13 protein-coding genes and 1 pseudogene are annotated in these 24,754 nt (G+C 70.5%); 4 read left to right on the top strand and 10 right to left on the bottom strand.

What is annotated here, in order from left to right; all coding sequences use genetic code 11:
* Nucleotides 1-124: 124 nt before the first annotated feature.
* A complete protein-coding gene (locus IE195_RS11665; RefSeq protein ID WP_191270595.1) occupies nt 125-2,464 on the top strand; it encodes a serine/threonine-protein kinase in 2,340 nt (779 codons plus the stop codon).
* 681 nt (nt 2,465-3,145) lie between these two features.
* Nucleotides 3,146-3,429 (top strand): annotated as a pseudogene (locus IE195_RS11660) (ADP-ribosylation/crystallin J1).
* A gap of 60 nt (nt 3,430-3,489) precedes the next feature.
* Here IE195_RS11660 and IE195_RS11655 read toward each other — a convergent pair.
* Nucleotides 3,490-3,660, bottom strand: a complete 171-nt coding sequence (locus tag IE195_RS11655; protein WP_191270592.1) for a hypothetical protein — start codon at nt 3,658-3,660, stop codon at nt 3,490-3,492.
* 463 nt (nt 3,661-4,123) lie between these two features.
* Here IE195_RS11655 and IE195_RS11650 point away from each other — a divergent pair, with 463 nt between their 5' ends.
* Together IE195_RS11650 and IE195_RS11645 are read left to right on the top strand one after the other, a co-directional pair.
* Nucleotides 4,124-5,224: an LLM class flavin-dependent oxidoreductase gene (locus IE195_RS11650; protein ID WP_191270590.1), complete on the top strand. Its 1,101-nt coding sequence runs from the start codon at nt 4,124-4,126 to the stop codon at nt 5,222-5,224.
* Entirely contained in the window at nt 5,224-5,841 is a 618-nt protein-coding gene (locus IE195_RS11645; protein ID WP_191270588.1) for an FMN reductase, read from the top strand. The genes IE195_RS11650 and IE195_RS11645 overlap by 1 nt, the downstream gene beginning before the upstream one ends.
* Nucleotides 5,842-6,113: 272 nt before the next feature.
* Here IE195_RS11645 and IE195_RS11640 read toward each other — a convergent pair whose 3' ends face one another.
* The 9 genes from IE195_RS11640 to IE195_RS11600 form a co-directional block, all read right to left on the bottom strand.
* Nucleotides 6,114-6,566, bottom strand: coding sequence for a helix-turn-helix domain-containing protein (locus IE195_RS11640; RefSeq protein ID WP_191270587.1), 453 nt, complete (start codon nt 6,564-6,566; stop codon nt 6,114-6,116).
* Nucleotides 6,567-6,655: 89 nt separating this feature from the next.
* Nucleotides 6,656-8,227, bottom strand: a complete 1,572-nt coding sequence (locus tag IE195_RS11635) for an MFS transporter (protein ID WP_191270586.1) — start codon at nt 8,225-8,227, stop codon at nt 6,656-6,658.
* 366 nt (nt 8,228-8,593) lie between these two features.
* Nucleotides 8,594-9,391, bottom strand: a complete 798-nt coding sequence (locus IE195_RS11630; protein WP_191270585.1) for a thioesterase II family protein — start codon at nt 9,389-9,391, stop codon at nt 8,594-8,596.
* A gap of 5 nt (nt 9,392-9,396) precedes the next feature.
* Nucleotides 9,397-10,494 (bottom strand): class II histone deacetylase, encoded by a 1,098-nt coding sequence (locus IE195_RS11625; RefSeq protein ID WP_191270584.1) that lies wholly within the window; start codon nt 10,492-10,494, stop codon nt 9,397-9,399.
* Nucleotide 10,495: 1 nt separating this feature from the next.
* The gene (locus IE195_RS11620; protein ID WP_191270583.1) at nt 10,496-10,798 is read right to left on the bottom strand and encodes a hypothetical protein; all 303 of its coding nucleotides are present in this window, start codon (nt 10,796-10,798) and stop codon (nt 10,496-10,498) included.
* Nucleotides 10,799-10,860: 62 nt separating this feature from the next.
* On the bottom strand, nt 10,861-14,610 hold the full coding sequence (locus IE195_RS11615; protein ID WP_191270580.1) for a bifunctional SDR family oxidoreductase/pyridoxal phosphate-dependent aminotransferase family protein: 3,750 nt from the start codon (nt 14,608-14,610) through the stop codon (nt 10,861-10,863).
* Nucleotides 14,607-15,728: a DNA alkylation repair protein gene (locus tag IE195_RS11610; protein ID WP_191270578.1), complete on the bottom strand. Its 1,122-nt coding sequence runs from the start codon at nt 15,726-15,728 to the stop codon at nt 14,607-14,609. Before IE195_RS11610 ends, IE195_RS11615 begins: the two co-directional genes overlap by 4 nt.
* The gene (locus IE195_RS11605) at nt 15,718-21,978 is read right to left on the bottom strand and encodes a type I polyketide synthase (protein ID WP_191270576.1); all 6,261 of its coding nucleotides are present in this window, start codon (nt 21,976-21,978) and stop codon (nt 15,718-15,720) included. Before IE195_RS11605 ends, IE195_RS11610 begins: the two co-directional genes overlap by 11 nt.
* A 29-nt stretch (nt 21,979-22,007) precedes the next feature.
* Nucleotides 22,008-24,754: SDR family NAD(P)-dependent oxidoreductase (locus IE195_RS11600; protein WP_191270573.1), on the bottom strand; the 2,747-nt coding region annotated here is incomplete at its 5' end.

Raw genomic sequence — 24,754 nt, 5'->3', positions numbered from 1 at the left:
CCACCGAACCTCCGGGCCACCGAATCTTCGGAACCCGTACGAACCTCCGCAGACACAGCGGAGTCAGACTGTCCGGGCGAAGTCCCCCCGCCCCGTTCGGCACACCTCCTCCTGAAAGGCACCGATGTCCACTTCCCCTGACACTTCCCCGCCTCCCGGGCTCGCACCACTGGAGGCGGGTGACCCGGCCTGGATCGGGCCCTACCGGGTGGTGGGGCGGATCGGCTCGGGCGGGATGGGAGCCGTCTACGGGGCCCTGGACGGGCAGGGGGTGTGCGTGGCGGTCAAGACCGTCCACGCCGACTTCGCTCGCAGACCCCGCTTCCGGGAGGCCTTCACCCGCGAGGTCGAGATGCTGCGGCGAGCCGGCGGGATCAGCACCGCCCGCCTGCACGCCGCAGACACCGAGGCGTCGGTGCCGTGGCTGGCCTTCGACTACGTTCCCGGCCGCGACCTGCGCGCCCACGTGCGCGCGTTCGGTCCGCTGGAAGGTGACATGTTCCGCACCTTCGCCCTGGGCATGGCCGAAGGCCTGTCCGCCCTGCACGCGGCGGGGATCGCCCACCGCGACATCAAACCGGGCAACGTCATACTGTCCCCGGACGGGCCGAAGATCGTGGACTTCGGCATCGCGGTCGAGATCGGCACCGAGCGCTCCGAGGACGGTTCGGCCTCTTACGGAACCCCCGGCTGGTCGGCCCCCGAACGCTACTCCGGAGCGGCCGCGGACCCGGCCGCCGACGTGTTCGCCTGGGGCGGGCTGGTGGCGCTGGCCGCCACCGGGCGCCAGCCCTTCGGCGCCGGTGACGCGGGGGAGAAGGCGCGCCGGGTGCGCGAGGGTGAGTACGACGTCGACGGTGTGCCCGAGGACCTGCTGGGCCTGGTGCGGGCCGCGCTGTCGGTGGACCCGGACCAGCGACCGAACTCCGAGATGTTGGTGCGGTCCCTGCTGCCCGAGCCGTCGGAAGGGGCGGATGAGAGGCAGCGGGGCAGGGCCACCACAGCGGACGTTCTGCGCCGCATGCTGCGCGACTACTGGCGGGGCGTGGACGACGCCGGACACGACCCCGCACGCTGGGCAGCGGCGCTGGGCGCGGCCTCCGCGGCCGGCCTGGGCGCGAGCGTCCTGGGTTCAGGTGTTCTGGGCTCCGGAGGCGCAGCGGGAACAGGTGCGGCCGGAACCGGAGCCGCCGGAGCAGGCACGGCGGGTGGAACCGGAGCGGCGGGTACCACAGCGGCCGGTTCGGGAACGGCGACCGCCGGAGGGGCCGGTGGCGCCGCGAGCGGCGGTGCCGCCGGGACGGGCATGACCACCGGCGGCGTGCTGAGCGGGGTCGCCACGTCCAAGTTCGGCCTGGCGGGCGCGGGTCTGCTCGCGGTGGCCGGGCTGGCGGCGGGCGGCTTCGTGGTCTACGACCAGGTGAGCGAGAACCCGTCGGAGACGGTCGCCGCCGCCGCGGGTTTGCTGGAGGAGGGGCCGGGGTTCACCGCCCGGGTGGAACGCGCCTTCTCCCAGGCGCACGCCGAACAGGTCTCCGAACGCACCGCTACCCCCGTGGACCAGGTGGTGGAGGACAGCCGGACCGAGGAGGAGTACCTGTACTCGGCGACGGACCAGACCTTTCTCATCCGGGGGCCGGCCATGGGCCCGGACACCACGGCGGTCGCCAACCACCGGGGGGAGCTGTACGTGTACGCGCCGCGGCCGTCCGGGTCGGAGGGATGGTGGCCCCGGACCGACCGCCTGGAAGTTGACGAGAGCGTCAGCGCCGACTCCGTCTCCGCGGCTCTTGTCACCGCGCCACTGCGGGCCCTGGCCGACACGGATCAGGCCGAGACGGAGGAGGAAGGGGTGTACACGGGGCCCACCGTGCTCGGGTTCCTGGACGAGGGGTCCTTCTCCGAGGTGGACGCGGCTGGCCGGACCGAACTCGACGAAGCGGGGGAGGTGCTCCGGGCCGAGTACACCTCCGAGCGCTGGGACGTGCGGGTCGAGTTCGAGGAGCTCGACGTCGAGGTGCCGATGGAGGATCCCCAGGTCTGGGACATCGATGACGGCAGGGGGTGGATGGTGGTGCACGCCCCGATCTGCGGGACCATCGCTGCGGGTGAGCCCTTCCAGGTGGAGTGGGACGTCCAGGCCAGCGGCTGGGACATGGACTGCGACTACGCGATGGACATCGCTGGGGTGATGGCGGACCCGGACAGCCACCGGGACCGGCAGGTCCAGCTCTGGGGCGATTTCCCGGGGGGCGCCACCAGAGCGATCGACGAGGCGGTGTTCTGCGGGGAGAGCTACATCGACGAGGAAACGTATCCCCTCGAACACGGTGTCTCGTTCGACATCTGCGGGCCGATCTCGGAGCTGATCGAACCCGAGGTCGAAGGGAGTCCGCACTCTAACGGATACCACGACGCGGAGACCGAGGACGAGACCCTGATCGAGTTCCACGAACGGGACTGACCCACACAGCTACGGAGGGCAGCCCGTTCCGGGCACGGAAGGGCCCGGGCACACGAAAGCGGGGGGCACGCCGTGCGGCGCACCCCCCGACGTCGGGCCGGGTTCCACGTCCCCCAACGTGGAACCGGCCACGCGGCCCGCGCACTGAGTGCGGGGGCCGCTGGGAGGCGAATACGGTGTTGGTTTCGTGTCGGAAACCCCCATTTACGACACGAGCACTCGTATTCGCTAGGTCTGGCCGGGTCCCACGTCCCCCAACGTGGGACCCGACCGCGCGGCCTACGCACTAGGTGCGGTCTGGCCGCTGGGAAGGCGGTTGTAGCGATGGTTTCGTGTCAGAAACCCCCATTGCCGACACGAACGCGTACAACCGCGCATGGTCTTGAGGTGATGTCGAAGCTACGCACAGACGTTGGTGGGATTGTTGGGGTCGGGGTCGCTCTGAGGTGCTTCACCTGTGAGAACGCTTCGTCTGTGTCTGGTGTTCCCGCCCTGGCAGCCGATTTTCATCCGGTCCGGTAAAAAGCGGGTGCGGACTCGGGCACGGAATCCCTAAGTTCCCCTCCGACCCTGGCGCAGAAGGAGGCGCGAATGCCCGAACCGATGCCCCTCTGGCGGCCGACCGGGCCCGCGGAACTCGCCCTGCTCGGGGATTCCGGTGGGCGGGAGTGACCGCCCCGCCTGCCCGAACAGCCCATTTCTACCCGGTCCCGAACGAGGACTACGCGAACCGGATCGCCCGGGAGTGGAACCTGCCACGCGACGGCGAGGGCCACGTCACCCGTTTCCGGGTGGAGGCGGAGTTCGAGTCCCGCTATTCCGTCCGGCAGACGGGCGGGCGCACGATCCTGGAGTTGTGGGTGCCCGCGGCGGAGTTGGCCGAGTTCAACTCCCGTGTCCGCGGGGAGATCGAACTGGTGCGTTCCTTCCTGCCCGGGTTCCCCGAGGGGAGCGTTCCCGGCTGAGGCCCCGGTTTCACCTGTGTGTCGGGCGTGGAAGCCCGGGCGTTCACGCCCGGGATCCCTTTATCGGCCCGCCTCGTACACGGTGACCAGGTCGGGGTCCAGTTCGGTGAGGGCGGCCATGACATCGCCGAGGGCGTCGGCGAGCACGACCGGCTCGCCGGTGCCCTGTTCGCTCTCGCGCTGGCGGGGGAGGGGGTGTGGGGTCCGTCGGGGGTCGAGGGTGGTGGCCATGGGGGTGTCGGGCGCGGCCCGCGGGGCGCCCTCCTCCTTACTCGTTCCTCGCGTGCTCCGCCGGGGATGACCCCCGGTGACGGTTTCGGTGCCTGCCTCTCAGGAATAGCACGCCGCGGTGACATTCGGTGGATACGGAGTGTGCCTGTGGATGAACACCGGGGTGCGTAACCGGCCGTGTGGCGTGCACCGGGGGCGCCGTCGAGGGTCGCCGGGGTGCCGTCCGGATCCGCCACGACCGCACCGGCGGTGCAGGCCGACCTTCTTCCCGGCTCCGTGGTGCTTGCGGACCCGGGGCGTCGTGATCCCCGGGTGTTCCGTCCGACCAGCGCTTTCCCGGCCACCCGGAACCCCGGTCCGGGTGGCGGGCGCGCGTCGGGGAATACCTGTTTGGGGCCGACTGTTCGGGCATGATAGCTTCACAGGAAATTACTTCTTAGGAAACAAACTCGGGGAGCGTGCCATGCAGTTCGGAATCTTCTCGGTCAGCGACGTGACGCCGGACCCCACCACCGGGCGCACGCCGACCGAGGGCGAGCGGATCAGGGCGATGGTGCGGATCGCCCTCAAGGCCGAGGAGGTGGGCCTGGACGTCTTCGCCACCGGCGAGCACCACAACCCGCCGTTCGTGGCCTCCTCGCCCACGACCATGCTCGGCTACGTGGCGGCTCGGACCGAGAAGCTGATCCTGTCCACCTCCACCACGCTCATCACCACGAACGACCCGGTCAAGATCGCCGAGGACTTCGCGATGCTGCAGCACCTGGCAGAGGGCCGGGTGGACCTGATGATGGGGCGCGGCAACACCGGGCCGGTCTACCCCTGGTTCGGGCAGGACATCCGCCAGGGCATCCCGCTGGCGCTGGAGAACTACAACCTCCTGCACCGCCTGTGGCGTGAGGACGTCGTCGACTGGGAGGGCAAGTTCCGCACCCCGCTGCAGGGCTTCACCTCCACTCCGCGTCCGCTGGACGGCGTTCCGCCGTTCGTCTGGCACGGCTCCATCCGCAGCCCGGAGATCGCCGAGCAGGCCGCCTACTACGGTGACGGCTTCTTCCACAACAACATCTTCTGGCCCGCGACCCACACCAAGAAGCTCATCTCGCTGTACCGCCGCCGCTTCGAGCACTACGGCCACGGCAAGGCCGACCAGGCGATCGTCGGGCTCGGCGGCCAGGTGTTCATGCGCAAGAACTCCCAGGACGCGGTCAGGGAGTTCCGGCCCTACTTCGACAACGCCCCGGTCTACGGCGGCGGGCCCTCCCTGGAGGAGTTCACCCGGGAGACTCCGCTGACGGTCGGCAGCCCGCAGGAGGTCATCGACCGTACCCTGGGCTTCCGCGAGTCCTTCGGCGACTACCAGCGCCAGCTCTTCCTGATGGATCACGCGGGCCTGCCGCTCAAGACCGTCCTGGAGCAGCTGGACCTGCTCGGCGAGGAGGTCGTCCCGGTGCTGCGCAGGGAGTTCGCCGCCAAGAAGCCCGCGCACGTACCCGACGCGCCCACGCACACCTCGCTCCTGGCCGAGAGGGAGCGCGCGACCACGAACACGGAGGCCCAGTGATGACCCGCAAGCTCGTCACCGTCACGGCGGGGCTCAGCAACCCCTCCTCGACCCGCCTGCTCGCCGACCGGCTGACCGCCGCCGCGGAGGAGGCGCTGGCCGACCGCGGGGAGAAGGCCGAGGTCCGGGTCGTGGAGTTGCGCGAACTGGCCCACGACATCATGAACGCCATGACCACCCGGGTACCCACCGGTGAACTGCCAGGGGTCCTGGAGGACGTGGCCGGGGCGGACGGGATCATCGCGGTGACCCCGGTCTTCAACGCCTCCTACAGCGGCCTGTTCAAGTCGTTCTTCGACGTGGTCGAGTCGGGTGTCCTGGACGGCAAGCCGGTCCTGGTGGCCGCCACCGGGGGCAGCCCGCGCCACTCGCTGGTGCTGGAGCACGCCCTGCGCCCGATGTTCTCCTACACCCGTTCGGTCGTGGTGCCCACGGGCGTCTACGCCGCGTCCGAGGACTGGGGTGTGGGCGAGGGCGGCGGGCGCGAGCTGTCCGAGCGCATCGCGCGAGCGGCCCGGCAGCTGGCCCTGCTCGCCACCGAGAGCGCGCCGGCCGCGGCCGACCCCTACGAGGAGCCGACGCCCTTCGCCGACCTGATGTCCGGCCTGGGAACCTGACCGTCTGACGGGCGCGGTGGCCCGGGCCGCCCTCCCCGCCCACACCGTGGTGCGCACCTCCCTTCGCCGGGCACGGACCTTCGGCTCTCGCGCCTACGGACACCCGGCACGGCGGCCCGGTGCCGGACGTGCTCATGCGCGGGAGCGGGAGGCTGTTCGGGGGGTGCGTCTTCGGTCCTGGGCCGAGAGGGAGTTCCGGGGACCGGTGTTACCGCACGGGTCTTCGCCGCCAGCCCGGTGTCGGCCGTACCGGGAAGTCGTTCGCGCCCCGGTCACCGGACCTCGGTCCCCCCGGAGCGCGGGACCGGCGCGTGCAGGGCTCGAAAGACGGTCGACTGCGACACTCCGGCCCTGGCCGCGACCACCCGTGTGGGCAGGAGTTCCCGTCCCGAGCCCGCGACCTCCGCGACCAACTCGGCGACCCTGTCGTCGGGGAGCGCGCGGGGCCGGCCCGGCCTCGGGGCATCAGCCAGGCCCGCCAGGCGCATCTCGGTGAAGCGCCGACGCCATTTTCTGACGGTCACCACGCTCACCCGCAGGTCACGGGCTACCTGGGACTGGGACACGGGGAGGCCGCCGGAGTCCACCCGGTCACAGGCCAAGACGATCCTGGCCCGCAGGACCACGTCCTGGGAGAGCTTGCGTTGCCTGGTCCATCGCTGTAGTTCAGCGCGCTCGTCATCGGTCAGCTCCAAAGGCGTGAGCTTGGGTCCGGGACGCTTCATGCACCATCTCCTCTGAAGTCGTGCGGAGAACTGGCCGGTTGACGGGACTCAGCGGTGGCGGCCGCCACCGCTGAGTCCGAGGAATCCGGTTACCCCTGTTCGGTGGCGGCCGGGGCTGCTTCGGAAGCGGCCTCCTCCTGTGCGCCCATGGCAGGCAGGTGCCGCAGAGTCGCCAGGATCAGCAGGGCGAGCACGACGGACAGGGCCGCGTTGATCCCGCCGATCGCGGTGACCGCGCTGGTGAAGGCGGCCTGAGCTGTTTCCAGCAGAGGCGATGCGACGCTGGAGGGAAGTTCCTCGGCGGCCACGGCGGTGGCCGCCAGCGAGTCCCGGGCCGAGTCTGCGGCTGGTGCCGGAAGGTCCTCAGGCACCAGGACCGCGCTCCGGTAGACGAAGGCCCCGATGCTGCCCAGCACGGCGATTCCCAATGCGGTCCCCAGTTCAGTGCTGGTCTCCGCCAGGGCTGACGCGGATCCGGCGCGCTCGTCCGGAGCGGAGGAGAGGACCAGGTCGGTGCCCAGGGCGATGAGGGGGCCGCCGCCGCCGAGGATGAGGGTGAAGCCCACCACGGCCACGGTCACGGACGAGGAACCGTCGACGAAGGCGAGGACGGCGTGACCGGCTCCGGAGACGAGCAGACCGGCCGCCACCACGTATGCGGGCCGCACGAACGCGGCCATGACCGGTGCCGTCATGGAGGTCACGATCAGCAGGAGCGCGCCGGGCAGCAGCCACAGGCCCGCGCCCAGGGGGGACTGGCCTACGACCAGCTGCATGTACTGGGTCACGAACAGATAGGTGCCGCCCGCGACGAACATGGTCAGGAGCATGGCGCAGAGCAGGACGCTGAACGGAAGGCTGCGGAACAGGCTCAGATCCAGCAGCGGGCTGCTGAGCGACCGCTGGCGGTAGACGAAGGCGACGCCCACGGCCAGGCCCAGGAGGACCGCCACCAGCGGCACGGCGGAGAAGCCGTTCCGGGCGAACTCCTTGAGGCCGTAGACGAACGGCAGCAGGGCGGCCAGGGAGAGCAGGACGCTGAACAGGTCGATCCTGCCGGCGCCGGGGTCCTTGAACTCGGGGAGCAGGAAGGGGGCCAGGGCCAGCAGGAGGATCATCACCGGCACAGCCATGAGGAAGACCGACCCCCACCAGAAGGACTGGAGCAGGGCGCCTCCGACGATCGGTCCCAGGGCGATGCCGACGGAGAAGACCGTGGCCCACAGGGCGATCGCCATTCCGCGTTCACCCGGGTTCACGAACATGTTGCTGATCAGGGCGAGTGTGGACGGCATCAGGGTCGCGCCGGCCAAGCCCAGCAGGGCGCGGGCGGCGATCAGCATCTCGGGAGAGGTTGAGTAGGCCGCCAACACCGAGGCGATCCCGAAGGCCGTGCCGCCGACCAGGAGGAGTCTGCGCCGACCGATCCGGTCACCGAGGGTACCCATGGTGACCAGGAACCCGGCGATCATGAAGGCGTAGATGTCGATGATCCACAGCATCTGTGTGCCATCGGCACCGAGGTCAGCGCTGACGTGGGGGGCGGCGAGGTTCAACACGCTGATGTCGATCGAGGCCAGCAGGGTGGGCAGGGCCAGGACGGCCAGTCCGGTCCACTGCCTGGCCCCGGCTCGCGCCGGGGTCGGGGGGGCGTTGTGCATTTTTCCTTCTTCTCTGACGTGTCCGGGGCTTGTCCCCGGTTCGATCCATCCTCATTCGGGGGTAAGACATTTTGCGGATGTCACCCCCGGATCCGGTTGGGGGAGTGGCATGGCAGATTCGCCCCGTTTTGGGGTTTTCGGAACGTTTTCGTCAGGGGTCGGTGCGGTTGGGAACCCTTCACCTAGGGGGGTTTGGGCATGCTATCGCTAGTTTTGTGGTTAAAAAAAGACCTTTGTTCCTCTTGTTTTTCGTGCTTGCTTCGGAGTCTTGATTATCTTTGTCCCTTTTGGGGTGCGTGTCCGAACCCTGTATTGAGATTCGTTGAAGAATGGGTGTCGGGGAAAGGTATGACCGGTGTGCCCCGGTCAGGGACGGGCGACCTGAAGGTTCGTGTCGGCGAGAGCTTGTTCACCGGCCTGGCCGCCCCCGAGGGGCAGGGCGCGCACGGCGTGGGCGATGACCCTGGACGCGACCTGCGGGGTGTAGAGAAAGAAGTGCCCTCCCTCGAAGAGCTCCCACCGGAACGCGGACGCCGTCTCCAGGCTCCACAGCGGCATCCGCTCCGTCACGACGACCGGGTCGTCGGCCGCGCCCACCGCCAGGATCGGTACCCCCGTTTCCTCGGCCGGACGCCTGTAGGTCTCCATCGCCTCGAGGTCGGCCCGCACCGCGTCCAGCACCGGTCCCGTCATCACCTTGTGCCTGTCCGGACGCGAGGGCAGGCCGCCGATACGCACCAGGTGCTCCACCAACTCCTCTTCGGGGCGTTGGTGCGCGAAGGGGGCGACGTCGGGGAAGCACGGTGGCTGCCGGGCCGAGACCACCAACAGCCTCGGTGGTCGGCCCCGCTCCTCCAGGGCCCGGGCCAACGCGTAGCCCAGGACGCTTCCGAAGCTGTGTCCGACCACCGCGAGAGGAAGGGGGTCACGAGCCAGCAGCGCCTCCACCAGGCCTTCGACCATCGGCTCCACCCGGCGCAGGGGATCCTCCGAGATGCGTGCGCCGTGCCCGGGCAGTTGGGCGACGAGCAGGTCCACGTCATCAGGTACCAGAGCACGCCAAGGTGTGAACGCGGAGGGCCATCCCCCTGCGTGCGGCAGCGCGATCAGACGTCCTCGGAACGGGGGGTGGGCCTTGCCCACGCGTGTCAGCCAGTTCGACATGGTCCTCACCGGATCAGGGGATGGTGGTCGCGCAGGAAGTCGAGTACCCGCCTTTGGTGGGCTTGGACGCGCTGACCGGGCAGGTGGTCCAGGGAGTGCCGGAACGGGTCCTCCGGTGCGGGCAGGTCCGCGATGGCGCTCGCCGTGCCGAGTACGAGCATGGGCTGGTACCAGGCTGAGTAGCCGCCCTCGTGCACGAACACGCAACGTCCGCCGCACAACTCCCCGGCGAGGTCGCAGACCTTCCTGACCAGGGTGTGGAAGGTCAGGCTCGTGCACAGCATGCGTCCCATCGGGTCGTGCCCGCTCGCGTCCACCCCGGCCGCCACCAGGATCAGCTCGGGACGGAACCTGCGTGCGGCCGGGGCCACCACGTCGGTGAAGGCCGCCAGGTAGGCGTCATGACCCGAACCCGCAGGCAGGGGGATGTTCAGGGTGCTGCCCTCGCCCGCTCCGACACCGGTCTCCGTGACGGAGCCCGAGTTCGGCGGGAAGAGGCCGTCCTGGTGGATCGAGACGTACAGAACATCGGGATCCTCCTCGAACGCCTTCTGGACGCCGTTTCCGTGGTGTACGTCCCAGTCGAGCACCATCACCCGGGAGAGCCCCATCCCCTGGGCGGCACGGGCCCCGATCGCCACGTTGTTGAACAGGCACAGGGCCATGGCCCGGTCCGGCTCCGCGTGGTGCCCGGGGGGCCGGACCAGACAGTAGGCCCTGTCGTGGCCGCCCCCGACCACATCGCGTACCGCGGCCGCGCACGCCCCGGCTGCCAGCCGGGCCGCCCTCGAACTGTGGTAGTTCACATGGGCGTACACTCCCGCGTCGCCGCCGCCCCGGGCTGAGGCCTCCTCGATCCTGGACACGTGTGCCGCGCTGTGGACGGTCTCCAGTTCTTCGTCCGTGGCGGCCTCGGGAGTCAGGCAGTCGAACCTGTCCAACACTCCGTACGCCCTGACCAGACCCTCGGCACGGCGCAGGTCGGGATCGACGGCGAACTGCCGCAGCGGCTCGACCCACGGGCCCACCGGTACGTAACCCGAACCGGGCCCGGGGTCGTGCCAGTGGCAGAGTTCGTGGCTGTACCACGCGAAGCCGGGCACGTCAGACCGAGACCCGTGCGACGACGGTGAGACCGCCTGCCTCGCACACGTGCCGGATGTGGTGCTCACGCTCCTCGGCCGGCGTGCGCTTGGTGTCCAGCACGGTCTCCAGCCAGCCGAGCACGCGCTCGGCCTCGGCGGAGGTCAGTTCACGGCCGGAGGCCTCCTTCTCCAGTTCCCGGATGCGCCGGGCGGGTTCGATGACGCCGCGCTCGTAGTCCTCGCCGTCGGGGCCGTTGTTCCTGGTGCACGCGATCCCCTTCAGTACCGCACCGAAGAACGCGCTGCTGTTGACCTCGCTCATGTCCGTTCCTTTCCACTGGGTGTTCGTACTGGTGCGCGGGTTCTGCTGTCGGGACCGCGGACTCACCTGATGAGGCCGAGCCGCCGTCCGGCCCTCTCCAGGACCGAGGCCGCCTCCTCCAGGTCGGCGGCGGAGTGACTGAGGTTGACGATCGTGCGCAGGCGGGGCAGGGCTCGGGGCACGGCCGGGTAGACGATCGGTTGCACGAACAGGCCGTCCGCCTGGCAGAGGCGGGCCATCTCCTGAGCCTGTTCCGCGGAGTCGCAGAGGACGGGGACGACCGGCGAGGCGCTCTTGAGCGTGTCGAAACCCAGTGCGTGAAGCCGGTCCCGGTACCGGTCGGCGAGCCGGCCCAGGCGGCCGACCATCCCCGGTGCGGCGTCGATGACCTCCAACGCGGCCCTGGCCGCCGCGATCTGGGCGGGTGTGGACGCTGCGGAGAACATCCAGCCGCGCGCGTTGTTCTTCAACGCGAAGACCAGGTCCCGGGATCCGGCCACGTAGCCGCCGGAGCTCGGGATGGTCTTGGACAGGGTGCCCATCTTGATATCGACGCGATGCGGATCCAGCCCGAAGTGTTCGACGATTCCTCTGCCGGTCGCCCCGAGGACACCGATGCTGTGGGCCTCGTCCACCATCACCGGAACGTCGTGGCGTTCGCACAGGTCGAGGATTCCGGGGAGGTCCGCGATGTCGCCGTCCATGCTGAAGACCGCGTCGGTGACCAGTATGCGTCCGGACCCCTCGGTCCGGCGCAGGACGCGCTCCAGGTCGCCGAGGTCGTTGTGGGCGTAGGTGACCACCTGGGCGCCTGACAGCCGGTAGCCGTCCAGGATGCTCGCGTGGTTGTACACGTCGCCGAGAACGACGTCCCCCGGGCCGAGCAGCGCTCCGAGGGTCGCCTGGTTCGCCATGTAGCCGCTGGAGTAGACGATGGCGTCCTCGGCTCCGAGGAAGTCCGCGATTGCCAGCTCCAACTCCCGGTGCAGGTCGTACGTTCCCGCCAGGAGGCGTACGCCGTGTGCTCCGGTCCCGAAGCGTCGCACAGCCGCCTGGGCCTGCGCGCTGATGTAGTCGTGCCCCAGTAGTCCGAGGTAGCTGTAGGAGGCCAGGTTGAGGAACCACTTCCCGTCGAATCGGATACGCGGGCCCTCGGCCGCCTCGATCACGGGCTCGTAGAAGTAGTCGTTTCGGGCGACGATCTCGCGGTCCTCGGCGGAGAGGGAGTCGATGCGCCTTTCCAGGAAGGTGCCCTCGGCGCGGTTGGACAGGCGCGCGGGAAGCGTGCGCCGGGGTGTCAGGTGCGGTCCCGCCGGCCCGGGGGAGGGACGGCCCGACCGCTCGGGTGCTGACGGCTCCGGTACGCGCACGGCGGGCGCCGGGGGCGCCGGGGGCGCTGCGGGAGGGGAGGGCGGGGGTGCCGTCCGCGGCACCGCCGGCGAGCCGGCTGACGGCTCGGCCGGAGCGGAGCCGTTCCTGTACTGGTCCCAGGGCGCGTTGAACGTGCTCGCCCCGGGGACGGCGCCGGCGGCTGCCGGTGCGGTCTGGGCCCCGGGCCGCGCGGGCGCGGTACCTGCGGGAAGTGAGGACAGGTGGGCGAGGAGGTCGGTGATGTCGGGCCGCTCGAAGAGCACGGCCGTGTCGATGTCGATCCCGCGTGCGCCCAACGCGGCGCCCACCTCCACCGCGGTGATGGAGTCCAGACCGAGTTCGAGCAGGTTGTCCTGGGGCTCCACGCGTTCCAGTCGGAGTGCCTCGGCCAGGATGTCGCGCAGTGGTGCCCACAGGTCGTCGGTGGTCGTCACGGGGGCCATGTCGTGCTCCTTGGTTGCGTCGGCTGGGGTCAGCACGTAATTTCCGGGAGGGTGGGCCAGGACGGTGTCGAGCATCTCCAGGCCCGTCTTCACCGACAGGGCCGGTACTCCCCGCAGGGAGGCCCCGTCACCGACGGCCTCGCCCATGCCCACCTCCCACAGCCCCCAGGCCAGCCCGTACCAGGGCAGCCCCTTCTCCCGCAGGGAGGCGGCGAACCCGTCCATGTAGGCGTTGGCCGCCGCGTAGGAGGTCTGGCCCAGGTTGCCGTGCACGGCGGCGACGGAGGAGAAGAGGGCGACGAAGTCCGGGGCCCGTTCCCCGAGGCCGTCGGCCAGGGTGTGCACACCGCCGATCTTGGGGTGGAGTACCTCCGCCACCTGTTCCGGTTCCAGGGAGCGGGCCAGACCGTCCCGGAGCACGCCCGCGCAGTGGAAGACGCCGTGGAAGCGCTCGGAGCCGGCCAGCAGGGGACCGAGGTCGCAGACGTCACCCGTGTGCAGTACGAGTTCGCACCGTTCGGCGAGGCGGCGCAGGCGCTCGGAGCGCTCACCCGGTCCCGGCCGCGACCTGCCGACCAGGGTTAGGTGTGCGCAGCCCAGGTCGACCAGGTGTTCGGCCACGTGGAGACCGATCCCGCCCATGCCTCCGGTGACCAGGAAGCGCTTGTCCTCCACCGTGGGGGGCTTGACGGGCGCCGGCGGGGCGGTCGCCAGCCTGGGGCGGTGCCAGACTCCGTCGATCAGGCGCAGTTCGGGCTCGGCGAAACGCGGCACCGAGGTCGGTTCCGGCGAGCCGCCCAAGTCCACCAGCCGCAACCGTGCCCGGGGCAGCTCCTTGCGCAGACTGCGTACGAGCCCCCACAGTGCCGTGTGCGCGGGTTCGCTCTCGTGTGCGCCGTCCGTGATCACGGTGAGGGAGGGAGTCGGGCGTTGCGTCGTGACGGTCGCCACCATCCGGAAGAATCCCCGGATCAGCGCGTTCGCGCCTTCGGCCCCGCGTACGCCCCGGGGGGCGACGTACACCAGCTCCTCGACGGTGCGCGTGATCTCGGGCAGTTCCCCGGCCGCTTCCGCGTCCGGCCGAAGGACCACCTCTGCCGCGTCCGCGCTGGACGGCTCCGGGGCGGGCTCCACCGGGTCCCAGACGAAGTGGCCCACCGTCTCCGCGGGAGCCGTCGGCGTGAGTCGTGCCGGGTCCGCGGCGATGCGTGCGGCCGGGTCCGGGGCGCCCTCCGGGGGCGGGGACGCGGACCGGAGCGTCACCCCCTCCGCTTCCAGCAGGATCTCGCCCTGCTGGCTGAAGAGGCTGAACCTTCCCCTGACCATGCTTCCGTCACCGCCGGTGCGTTCGGCCAGGCACCAGACGCTGCCTGAGATCCGGCGCCGGACGGAGAACGTGTGCACCGCCCAGGGCAGGCAGGCGCCGGCCCGTCCCCCGTCCAGGAACCCCAGGCACTGGAAGGCGGCGTCCAGCAGCGGGGGCGGGACTGTGTGGGGGCTGAGGGGCTCCTCCCCCGTGCGCAGGAGGGCGAGGACGCGGTCCGGTCCGCGCAGCAGTGAGCGCACCGCCCGGAAGTGGGGGCCGTAGGTGATACCGCTCTGCTGTTGCCACTCCCGGAAGAGGTCGAGGTCGACGGGGTCGGGGCAGCTCCCGGTGACGGTGGCGAGGTCTTCGTAGGGGGGCGGGGCCAACACCTCGCGCACGGCGGTGCCCCGGGAGTTCTCGGTCCACGCCCCGGATCCGACAGGACGCGAACGCACGGTGCACGTGCCGCTCTGTTCCAGGGCGGTCTCCACCTCGACACCGTCCTCGCCCACGGCCAGCGGGGCCAGGAAATGGGTGCGTTCGAGGCGCCAGGACCCTCCGGGGTGCACCGCGTCCAGTGCTGTGACCAGGGAATCGAGTTGTGCTGAGGCGGGCAGGACCGCCCTGTCGCCGACCAGGTGGTCGGCGGCCAGGGGCTCGTCCCGCCGCACGAGGTTGCGGAATACGGTCATAGGAGGAGCTCGAATCTGTCGGTGGCCATGGCCAGTCCGTTCACCTGGACGTCGACGGGGTGCTCACCCGGGTAGTACCTGCGGGTCTGCACCTCCTTCACCGTGTGCGACTTCTCCAGGCTCTGGGCCTGTCCGGGGGCCAGGCCGAGCTCGGAGAGCTTGAACACCTTGGGGATGAGCTGTCCGTTCTTGCGTACGTGGTGGACGACGTAGTCCACGGTCACGTGGTGCGGGCGCGTGTCGGTGTTCTCGACCGTGAAGCGGATGGTGAGGGTGTCGCCCAGCCTGATGACCGCGGGCCGAACGCTCAGGTCGTGCACCCTGATGTGTTCGCCGCCCGTGGTCCCGAGGAGTGCCAGGGCCTCCTGGTCCCCCTTCTTGACGAGGGTGCGCAGGGCGTGCCTGACGATCCAGGCGGTCTCGTGTGTCGGGCTTTCCCTCGACCAGCGCTCCGCGGTGGCCAGAGCGGTTCCACTGTGGTCCTTGGAGATGTCGTTGAGGTTGTTGGCCACGGATTTGCGCACGTAATCCGAGGGGTCGCTGCGAAGCACCTCAAGGATTTCCAGAACGGGGGACGGGTCCTCGATGAAGAACGGCAGTTGGCTTGCCCAGGGAAGCCTGGCCCTGGTTCCTTCGCTGGCCAGGCGCCTGACATTATGGCTGCTGTCGTGTGCCCATTCCCTGATCCGGGCCATGGTGAGTTCGCGGTGTTCCGTGATGAACGGGCGAATGGCGTATTCCGCGGTGTGGCAACGGGTCACGGCCTCCAGGAAGTCCAGGGACTCCTGCGGATGCCCGAGCCCGTATTCTTCGACGTAACGTGCGACCGGCATCAGGAACCAACTCGCGGTGAACATCCCGCGCCCCTCGGGGAGTTCGTCCCCGAGGGTGCTTCCCAGGACCTCAAGCGCTTTCGGGTAGCTCTCGGGCAGTCGCGACCGCAGGCCTTCGGCGAGGATCAGAACGCGGTCCTTGAGCTCCAGGCCCGGGACCCTGCGGTCCACCTCGGCGGCGTACCCCCGGGTGTCGAAATGGGGGAGGGAGGCCTGGATCCGATCGCCCAGGATCGTCGCAGTTTCTCCCGTGAAGTGTTTCTTGAGGCCGTATTCACTGGACATGGTCGTCTCCCTCTGGGGTTTTGAGGTCACCGAGGAGCGGGTGGCTTCGGAAGTTCCCGGAAGGGAGTTCGCGAGAGCCTGGGGCGCTGTCGGTGCCACCACTGGAAACGGGGCCTTCGTGCCTCTGGGGGGCGGAGATCCAGAAACTTCTCCGTTCCAGAGGGTGCCCCGGGACGCGGGTCAGGCTATCGCCTTTCCCCTCGTGGAGTGCGGCCCAGTTCAATTCTTCTCCCGAAGCGCGGTGGTACTTGGCGACCTCTGCCAGAAGGTTTCGCTGTTCCGGTTGGTTTTTGCGGAGGGTGGTGTGCCAGTGGGTGGTGGGGTCGTTGAGGGTGGTGCGGGCGTGGGGGGTGAGGTGGGGTTGGGGGCCGATTTCCCAGTAGTGGCGTGCGCCGTGGTGGTGGAGGTGGGTGATGCCGGTGTGGAAGTGGACGGGTTGGCGGATTTGGTGGGCCCAGGTGGTGGGGTTGGTGGCGGTGGTGGGGGTGTGCCAGGTGCCGGTGAGTCCGTTGATGAGGGGGGTGTGGGGTGGGGTGAGGGGGGTGGTGGTGAGGGTGTTGGTGAAGGGGGTGAGGGCGCCGTCCATGTGGGCGGAGTGGAAGGCGTGGGAGACGTTGAGGAGGTGGGCTTTGGTGGGGCCGAGTTGTTGGACGAGTTGGGTGATGTGGGGGGTGGGGCCGGTGATGGTGGTGTGGGTGGGGGAGTTGTAGGCGGCGATTTCGATGGTGGGGTGGTGGTGGAGGAGTTGGGTGGTGTCTTGGGTGGGGCCGGTGATGGTGGCCATGGTGCCGGTGGTGGGTTGTTGTTGCATGTGGTGGGCGCGGGTGGCGGTGAGGTGGAGGAGGTCGGGGAGGGTGAGGGTGCCGCAGGCCCAGGCGGCGGTGAGTTCTCCGAGGCTGTGGCCGATGGCCATGTGGGGGTGGATGCCCCAGTGGTTGAGGAGGGTGGTGAGGGCGACTTGGGTGGTGACGATGGCGATTTGTGCGTGTTGGGTGTGGTTGAGGAGGTGTTGTTGGTTGCCGTAGAGGAGTTGGGTGAGGGGGGTGGTGGTGTGGGGTTGGAGGAGGTGTTCGCAGTGGTTGATGGTGTGTTGGTAGGTGGGTTCGGTGGTGTAGAGGGTGTGGCCCATGTTGGGGTGTTGTGAGCCTTGGCCGGTGTAGATGAAGGCGGTGGGTGGGGGTTGGTTGTGTGTGGTGGTGATGGGGGTTTCCCCCGACACCACGGCGCGCAGGTCCTGCTCCACGTGCTCCTGGTCGGTGACCACCACCGCGCGGTGCCGGTACGACGGGCGCGCGGTGTTCACCGTGTAGGCGAAGTCCGCCAGGTCGCTGCTGTGCCTGATCCCGTTCGCCCGCTCGGAGGCCTGTGCCCCCTCCTCCTGTGCTCCGGCGGCTGTTCCCCGGTCCCTCCCGCTCACCGCGTCCGCGTAGTCCGTGGCGAGTTGGCGGAGTGCGGTTTCGTTGGGTGCGGTGATCTTGAGGAGGTGGGCTTGTTGGGGCAGTGGTGTGGTGGGGGGTGGTGTGGGGGGTTCTTCGAGGATGATGTGGGCGTTGACTCCGCCCATGCCGAAGGCGCTGAGGCCGGCGCGTCGGGGGGTGTGGGGGTTTGTGGTCCAGGGGGTGGGTTGGGTGGTGGTGTAGAAGGGGGTGGTTTCGAAGTTGATGTTGGGGTTGGGGTGGTGGAGGTGGAGTGTGGGGGGGATGGTGTGGTGGCGCATGGCCAGGATGATTTTGGCGAGTCCGGCGAGTCCGGCGGCGGGTTCGAGGTGGCCGATGTTGGTTTTGATGGAGCCGATGGCGCAGTACTGGTGGCGTGGGGTGTGTTGGCGGTAGGCGTGGGTGAGGCCTTCGATTTCGATGGGGTCGCCCAGGGGGGTGCCGGTGCCGTGGGCTTCGAGCAGGGTGATGGTGTCGGGGTCGGTGTCGGCGTCACGGAGCGCCGCGGCGATGACCTCCCGCTGTCCCCGGGGGCTGGGCGCCGAGTAGCGGCTGGTGCGTCCGCCGTGGTTGACGGCGGTGCCCTTGATGATGGTGTGGATGCGCTCGCGCTCGCCCAGGGCGTCGTCGGTCCGTCTGAGTACGACCGCCAGCGATCCCTCTCCGGGCACCATTCCGTCGGCGGTGGCGTCGAAGGTCCGGCACAGGCCCGAGGGGGACAGGGCCCCGAGTTCGCGCATCGAACTGAAGTACTCCGGGCAGATCCCCGCGTGCACGCCCGCGACCACCGCCGTGTCGATCTCCCCTGAGCGCAGGTGCCGCACCGCCTGGTGCAGGGCCACCAGCGAGGACGAACACAGGGTGTTGACCAGAACGCTCGGTCCGGTCCAGTCCATCACGTGGGACAGGCGGTTGGGGATCATCGCCTCCAGGCCCAGGCCCCGCCCCTGCGCGACTCCCGCGCGCTGGCGCTCCTCGTGGTAGTGGTCGTGGCTGTAGGCCACCCACAGGCCGGTCCGACTGCCCCGGGACCGCTCTCCCATCCATCCGGCGTCCTCCAGGGCCCGCCACACGGTCTCGTACAGCAGTCGTGCCTGCGGGTCGATCAGCGGCGCCTCCCGCGGTGATATGCGGAAGGGCGCCGGGTCGAAGAGGTCGACCCGCTCCAGGAAGGACGCGCGGGGGAGCTCACCGCCGAAGTCCCCGCCTTCGCGCGTACGGGGGAGCGGGCCGACGCTCACCCGTCCCTCACTCAGCAGTTTCCACAGGTCCTCCATGTCCTCCCCGCAGGGCAGCGTCAGTGCCATACCGGTCACGGCGACCGTGGTCCCGCTCCCGTCCGGGGTCGGGGACGCCTCCTCCCCCGGTGTCCCCGGGGCGGTCACTCCGCTGGCCGCTGAGGACCCCCGGTCGGTGTGGGGCGGGCGCGGTGACGGCTCCGCGGTGTCGGCGGGCGGATCGCCGGGGTCGGGTTCCCCGTCGGAGGCCTCCGACGGGGAACCGGCGGGCGACGGAGGGACTTCCCGGGTCTGCGGGCCTTCCGGCACCCCGAGACCCGCGACCGCCCCGGGCTGCTGTTCGGCGAGGTTCTCGGCGAAGGCCGCGGGAGTGGGGAACTCGAAGAACTCGGTGGGGTAGAGGTCCAGGCCGTACTCGGTGGAGAGCCGGTCGCTGAGTTCGACCAGGCCCGCCGAGTCGAAGCCCGCCGACATGAACTCGGTGTCCGCCTCCTCCTCGGGGATACCGGTGACGGCCAGGAACCAGGCCAGGGCCCGGGAGGCCGTGGCTCCCGACACCCCTGCCGCCCCCGTGGCCGGCGCTTGCCGCGGGGGCGGCGGGGGCTTGGGCGCGGTCTCCGCTCCGGGAGCGGAGACCGGTTTCGTGCGGGCGCCGTCCCCGGTGAAGGCGTCGACCGCGACCCTCTTGGCGGTGATGTCCTCCAGGGTCAGGAGCACGATGCCCCGTGCATCGGTCACCACCTGCGTGCACCGGCACGCCTCCTCGTTCCAGAAGGCGACGTCGGTGCGGACGAAGGCCGCCTCGTCCATGGAGCCGAACACCCGCATCCGCCCGATCGACAGGGGGATGAAGGCGGAGGAGTCCTCACTGCCGAAGACCGGGTTCTCCGGGGAGATGGCGACGATCGTCACGCTGTCGAGCAGGCCCGGGTACAGGACCGTCCCCTCCCGGTTGAGCCCCTTCTGCCTTCCCCCCTCGACCCTGGCCAGGGTGCCCCCCGGGCGGGCCGCCACCCACGAGACATTGCGGTAGTAGCGGCCGTGGCGGTAACCGATCCTGCGCAGCCACCGGTAGACCGTCGAACCCGAGCGGAGCGAGGAGCACTCGGCGAGCAGTTCGGCCAGCGGTTCGCCCTCCCGGTCCGACTCCTCGGCGTCGGCCAGGAGACCGGTGACCAGGAGCGAACCGTCCTCTCCCCGCACCGTGAAGCGCCGGTCGGCCTCGACGGAGGCCCTCACCTCGTGTGCCCCGGAGGGGATGAGCGGGCGGTGGAAGACGACGTCGTCCACCCCGTTGAAGCGGCCTCCGGCAGCCTGGACACCCTCGCGTAGGAAGTCGAACCAGCCGACCCCCGGAAGCATGGAGTCGCCGTGGACCCAGTGCTGGGCGATGGGGTCCTCACCCGGACCGAACACGCGTGAGAAGGAGAAGGCGGAACCCGGGCCGGGCTCTGTCCGCAGCTGCCCTCCGGGTTCGGCGGAGCGGTGCTGTTCGGCCAGGTCCAGGGTGGGTCCCTGCGGTTGTTCCCTGGGCAGGCCGCGAGGAACCCAGGGCAGGCCGCCGCGGCGCCTCTCCCAGTCGATTCGGTGCCCCCGCTCGAAGAACTCGCCGACGACGGCCTCCAGGACCTCGACGGGGTCGGCACCGGGGGCCGACAGGCGTGCCCGGAGATCCGTCCCCTCCGGGGGCTCGGGTTCGCCCGGTCTGCTCGCGAGCACCTCGGCCAACGCCTGTTCCAGGGGCGTCCCCTCCCACACGTGGGCGGCGACCGGGCCCCACTCCGGGGGCAGGGCCACCGACTCCGCGTCCAACCCGGCTTCGCGCAGAGCGGTGGTGACGGCTACTCCCGTGCACAACTCCAGGAGTTGACCGCTGAACTCGGACCGTCCCAGTCCGGTCGCCTCCTCGAAGCGGGCCGTGACCTCCTCCACCGGCCGGTAGGCCGCGCACAGCGCCGGCAGCCAGGGGGGAGGGGAGTCCATGGCCGAGGCCCCCCAGCCCGCTTTCACGGTCCCGTGCGGGAGGGGTTCGGCGAAGTCCGGGCTGAGCAGCCGGGCGCGCAGGGCCAGGGCCAGGGCGGTGGCGTCCCCGCCTCTCACCAGCGCCCGTACGGCTCTGTGCGGACGCCTCAGCTGGGCCGTCGCGCACAGGTCGGCGGCGGAGCCCTCCTGTGTCTCCAGCAGCTCCAGCCACTGTGCGGCCAGCTCGCGCAGTCCCTCGGGCGTGTCGGCGGACAGGGGCAGTACGAGGGACGGGGGCCCGGCCACGGGACCGGGCCGCTCCGGGGGAGCCTCCACCACCACGTGCGCGTTGGTGCCGCCGAAACCGAATCCGCTCACCGCTGCGCGGCGCGGACCCTCCAGGGTCCAGACGGACTCCTGCTCGGGCAGGTGGAAGGGGCTGCCCTCCAGCCGCAGCCGGGGGTTGGGCCGTTCCACCGCGGTGGGCGGAACCCTGCCGGAGCGCACGATGTGAACGGCCTTGGCCAGACCGGCCAGCCCCGCGGCTGAGTGCAGGTGTCCTGTCCGGCGTTTGAGCGAGCCCAGTGCCACCGACTCCGGTCCGGCCCCGGCCCGGCCGAACACCTCGCTCAGGGCCCGCACCTCGATGGGATCGCCTATCGCGGTCCCGGTGCCGTGGGCCTCCACGTAACCGACGGTCGACGCGTCCACCCGGGAGTACACCTCGGAGAGCAGTTCAACCTGGGCGTCCAGGTTGGGGGTGGTCACCCCCATGGTCCTCCCGTCGTTGTTGACCGCGGCTCCCACGATCGAGGCCAGTACGGGGTCACCGTCGGCGAGTGCCTCGCGTAGGGGTTTGAGGACCAGAGCCACGGCCCCTTCGCCCGGCACGTAGCCGTCGGCGCGTTCGTCGAAGGTCCGGCAGCGGCTTTCGGGGGAGAGCGCTTCAGCGTTGGTGAGCATGGTCAGGGTCAGCGGATCGACCAACAGGTCCACGCCCCCGACCAGGGCGGTCGAGCACGCGCCGGAGCTCAGGCTCTGACAGGCCAGCCAGACCGCGGTGAGCGACGACGAGCACGCGGTGTCCACGACCAGACTGGGGCCGCGCAGGTCGAGCCGGTCCGACAGCCAGGCGGCGGCGAAGTTCTGGGAGCGGCCCCAGAGCGCCGCGGCGCGCTCCGGCCCCCGGCCCTCGTCCTCGGACCTGCCCTTCTCGAAGCCGTAGGAGTTCATCCGGCTTCCGACGAAGACCCCGGTGCGCCGCCGCGAGCCTTCCACCAGCAGTCCGGCCTCCTCCATGGCCAGCGCACCGACCTCCATCATCATCCTGTGCTGGGGGTCCAGCCGCCGGGCCTGCTCGGCGGTCAGCCCGAACCTGGTGTGGTCGAAGCAGTAGGCGCCCTGGAGGAAGGCACCCTGCCCGGTCGCTTCCGGGTACAGGCCCCGGGCCCACCGGCCGGGAGGCACAGGGCCCACTTCGTGCCGGTCCCCTGACAGGAGCCAGCCCAGGTCCTCGACGTCTTCGGCTCCGGGAAGGCGCAGCGCCATCCCGATGACCGCTACGTCGCCGTTCGTGTCGGTGCTTCCACCGGAAACCTCTCCTGCTGCCGTCATGGGGCTCCTCCTTTGTCGGGCGTCTGGGATCATCTGCGCGCGAGGGGCCGCAGTAGGGCGCTGAGGGAGGCCGATCCGGCGGAGGCATCCCTCTCGACGGGTGCGGTTCCCTCGGGGGCCGCCCCACCGTCGAGGAGCGCGGCGACGTCCTCCACCGTTCGGGCCCGCATGACGGCTGAGGGGTCGACAGTGCGCCCGTGGCGCCGTTCCAGTAGGGCCACCAGGTCGGCGATGGCCAGTGAGTCCAGCCCCATATCGCTGACAGGCCGGTCGCCGGGATCCTCACCCAACAGCTCGGACAGGCAGGAACGCACCAGCGAGACCGTTCCCTCGCTCACCCCTACCGTTGCGTGCGCAGCGCTCCGGGTCTCGGGCGGCGCCTGCGCGGAGTGTTCCGGGGGCTTCTCCGCGGAGGCGCGGCCCGGGAAGGACACCCGACCGCCCGAACACAGGTGGGCGGAGAAGCCGGCGAGGGCTTCGGGGACCTTCAGTGACGCGGTGGCCGAGAAGGAGGCGTCCGCTTCCAGACCCACGCCGGACCAGTCGGGCCAAGCGTGTGCGGTCACCACCGTCGGACCGGCCTCCGACCCGGCCCGTTCGGCCAGCCCGAGCTGGTAGGCGTTGGCCATGGCGTAGTCGACCAGGCCCCGTCCTGCCGCGGGGTCCTCGCCGGCCACCGAGGAGACCAGGACCACGAACGCGGCCTCCCGCTCCCGTGCGACGGCCAGGACGTGATCCGAGCCCGCCGTCTTCGGGGAGAGGGTCCGGGCGGCCTCCTCCGCGCCGCGTCTGCGGTGTGAGCCGAAGGCCAGTGCCCGCCCGGAGGCGTGCACGATTCCGGTCAGGCGCCCCCACCGCTGGGAGAATTCGTGCACGGCCGCCCTGAGCGCGGATTCCTCGGTCACGTCGCAGGGCAGGTAGGCCACATCGGCGGAGGGGGCGAGGTCGGACAGCTCGGCCAGGTCCGCCGTGTCCAGCCTTCTGCGGCCGATGATCCCCACCCGCCGGGCACCGAGTTCCGCCAGCCGGCCCACCAGCAGGCGTCCCACGCCCCCTGAACCACCGGTGACCAACACGAAACCCTGCGAGAGGTCGGGGAGCTGAGCGGGCTCGGTGAGCGCCTCCCGGTGGGGTCGGTACTGGACGCCCTCGCGCACGGCCACCGCCTCTGGTCCCTCCTGCTCTCGCGCGAGGTCGGCGACGATCGCGCGCGCCGAAGCGGCCGGGTCCGCGTCCGGCAGCAGGTCGGTCGCGGTGGCGGTCAGGCGGGATTCGGCCGCGGCTGCCAGCACCGCGGCCGCGCGCGCCGCGGCCCCGGGGTCGAGCTTCGCCGGTTCCCCTGGGGTCACCGCGGCCGTCCCCCGGCCGATCCATGACAGGCGCTGGCCCGGGGCCAGCGCGAGGGTCCACTCGCCCAGGTCGGACCAGAACCCCTCCGACCCGCGGTCGACGACCACCAGGACGGGCGCGGCCGTGTCGGACGCCCGGGTCGAGACGGTGTACCCCGCGGAGAGGAGTTCCTCGTGCAGGGCGCGGCCGAGCGGGTCGCTCTCCTCGCACACGAGGCGGACCCGTCCGCCGGCACCGTGCGGGGCGGTGGGGGCGGGTGAGGGGCGCCACCGGGTGCGCAGCGCCCTGGGTGTTTCGGTGGTGACCGTCGCCGGGACGGCCTCCCGCGGGGCGGGAACCTCCACGGCGTGGTCACGGGTCGACCAGAAGCTCCGTCGGGCGAAGGGGTAGGAGGGAACGTCCGGTACGACCCGCGCGCCGGGCGCGGACACGGCCGCCCAGTCGATTCCCGTGTGCCCCCGACGGGCCAGTCGCACGGCGGCGTCCGGGTCCGTGGCGCTTGGTCCCCCGGCCGGGCCGACAGCCGGCACGATCGCGCCGCCGGTCTCCGCTGCTTCGCGCAGGGCACGGGCCAGCGAAGCGGCGTCCTCGCCCAGTACGGCCGTCTGGAACCCCAGCTCGGCGCGTCCGGTGTTGATGGTGTGGCACACGTTCGCCAGTTCGACCGGGCTCCGGCAGGACTCGATCCGTTCCGCGTAGGACTGCGCGAGTTCCCGCACGGCCTCCTCGGTGGCGCCGCTGACCCTGATCGGGTACTCCCCGAGCGGCTTCGAGTCCTGGGCGGCCTCGTTGGGGGGTTCTTCGAGGATGATGTGGGCGTTGACTCCGCCCATGCCGAAGGCGCTGAGGCCGGCGCGTCGGGGGGTGTGGGGGTTTGTGGTCCAGGGGGTGGGTTGGGTGGTGGTGTAGAAGGGGGTGGTTTCGAAGTTGATGTTGGGGTTGGGGTGGTGGAGGTGGAGTGTGGGGGGGATGGTGTGGTGGCGCATGGCCAGGATGATTTTGGCGAGTCCGGCGAGTCCGGCGGCGGGTTCGAGGTGGCCGATGTTGGTTTTGATGGAGCCGATGGCGCAGTACTGGTGGCGTGGGGTGTGTTGGCGGTAGGCGTGGGTGAGGCCTTCGATTTCGATGGGGTCGCCCAGGGGGGTGCCGGTGCCGTGGGCTTCGAGCAGGGTGATGGTGTCGGGGTCGGTGTCGGCGTCGCGGAGCGCGGCGGTGATGACTTGTTGTTGTGCGGTGCTGTTGGGGACGGTGAGTCCGCTGGTGCGTCCGCCGTGGTTGACGGCGGTGCCCTTGATGATGGTGTGGATGTGGTCGTGGTCGCGTAGGGCGTGGTGGAGGGGTTTGAGCAGGAGGGTGATGACGCCTTCTCCGGGGACGAATCCGTCGGCGGTGGCGTCGAAGGCTCGGGACCGCCCCGTCGGGGAGA

The sequence above is a fragment of the Nocardiopsis terrae genome, from assembly GCF_014651695.1.
Lineage (GTDB): Bacteria > Actinomycetota > Actinomycetes > Streptosporangiales > Streptosporangiaceae > Nocardiopsis > Nocardiopsis terrae.
The sequence above is the reverse complement of the archived record's forward strand: the minus strand, read 5'-3'. Positions and strand labels throughout refer to the sequence as shown.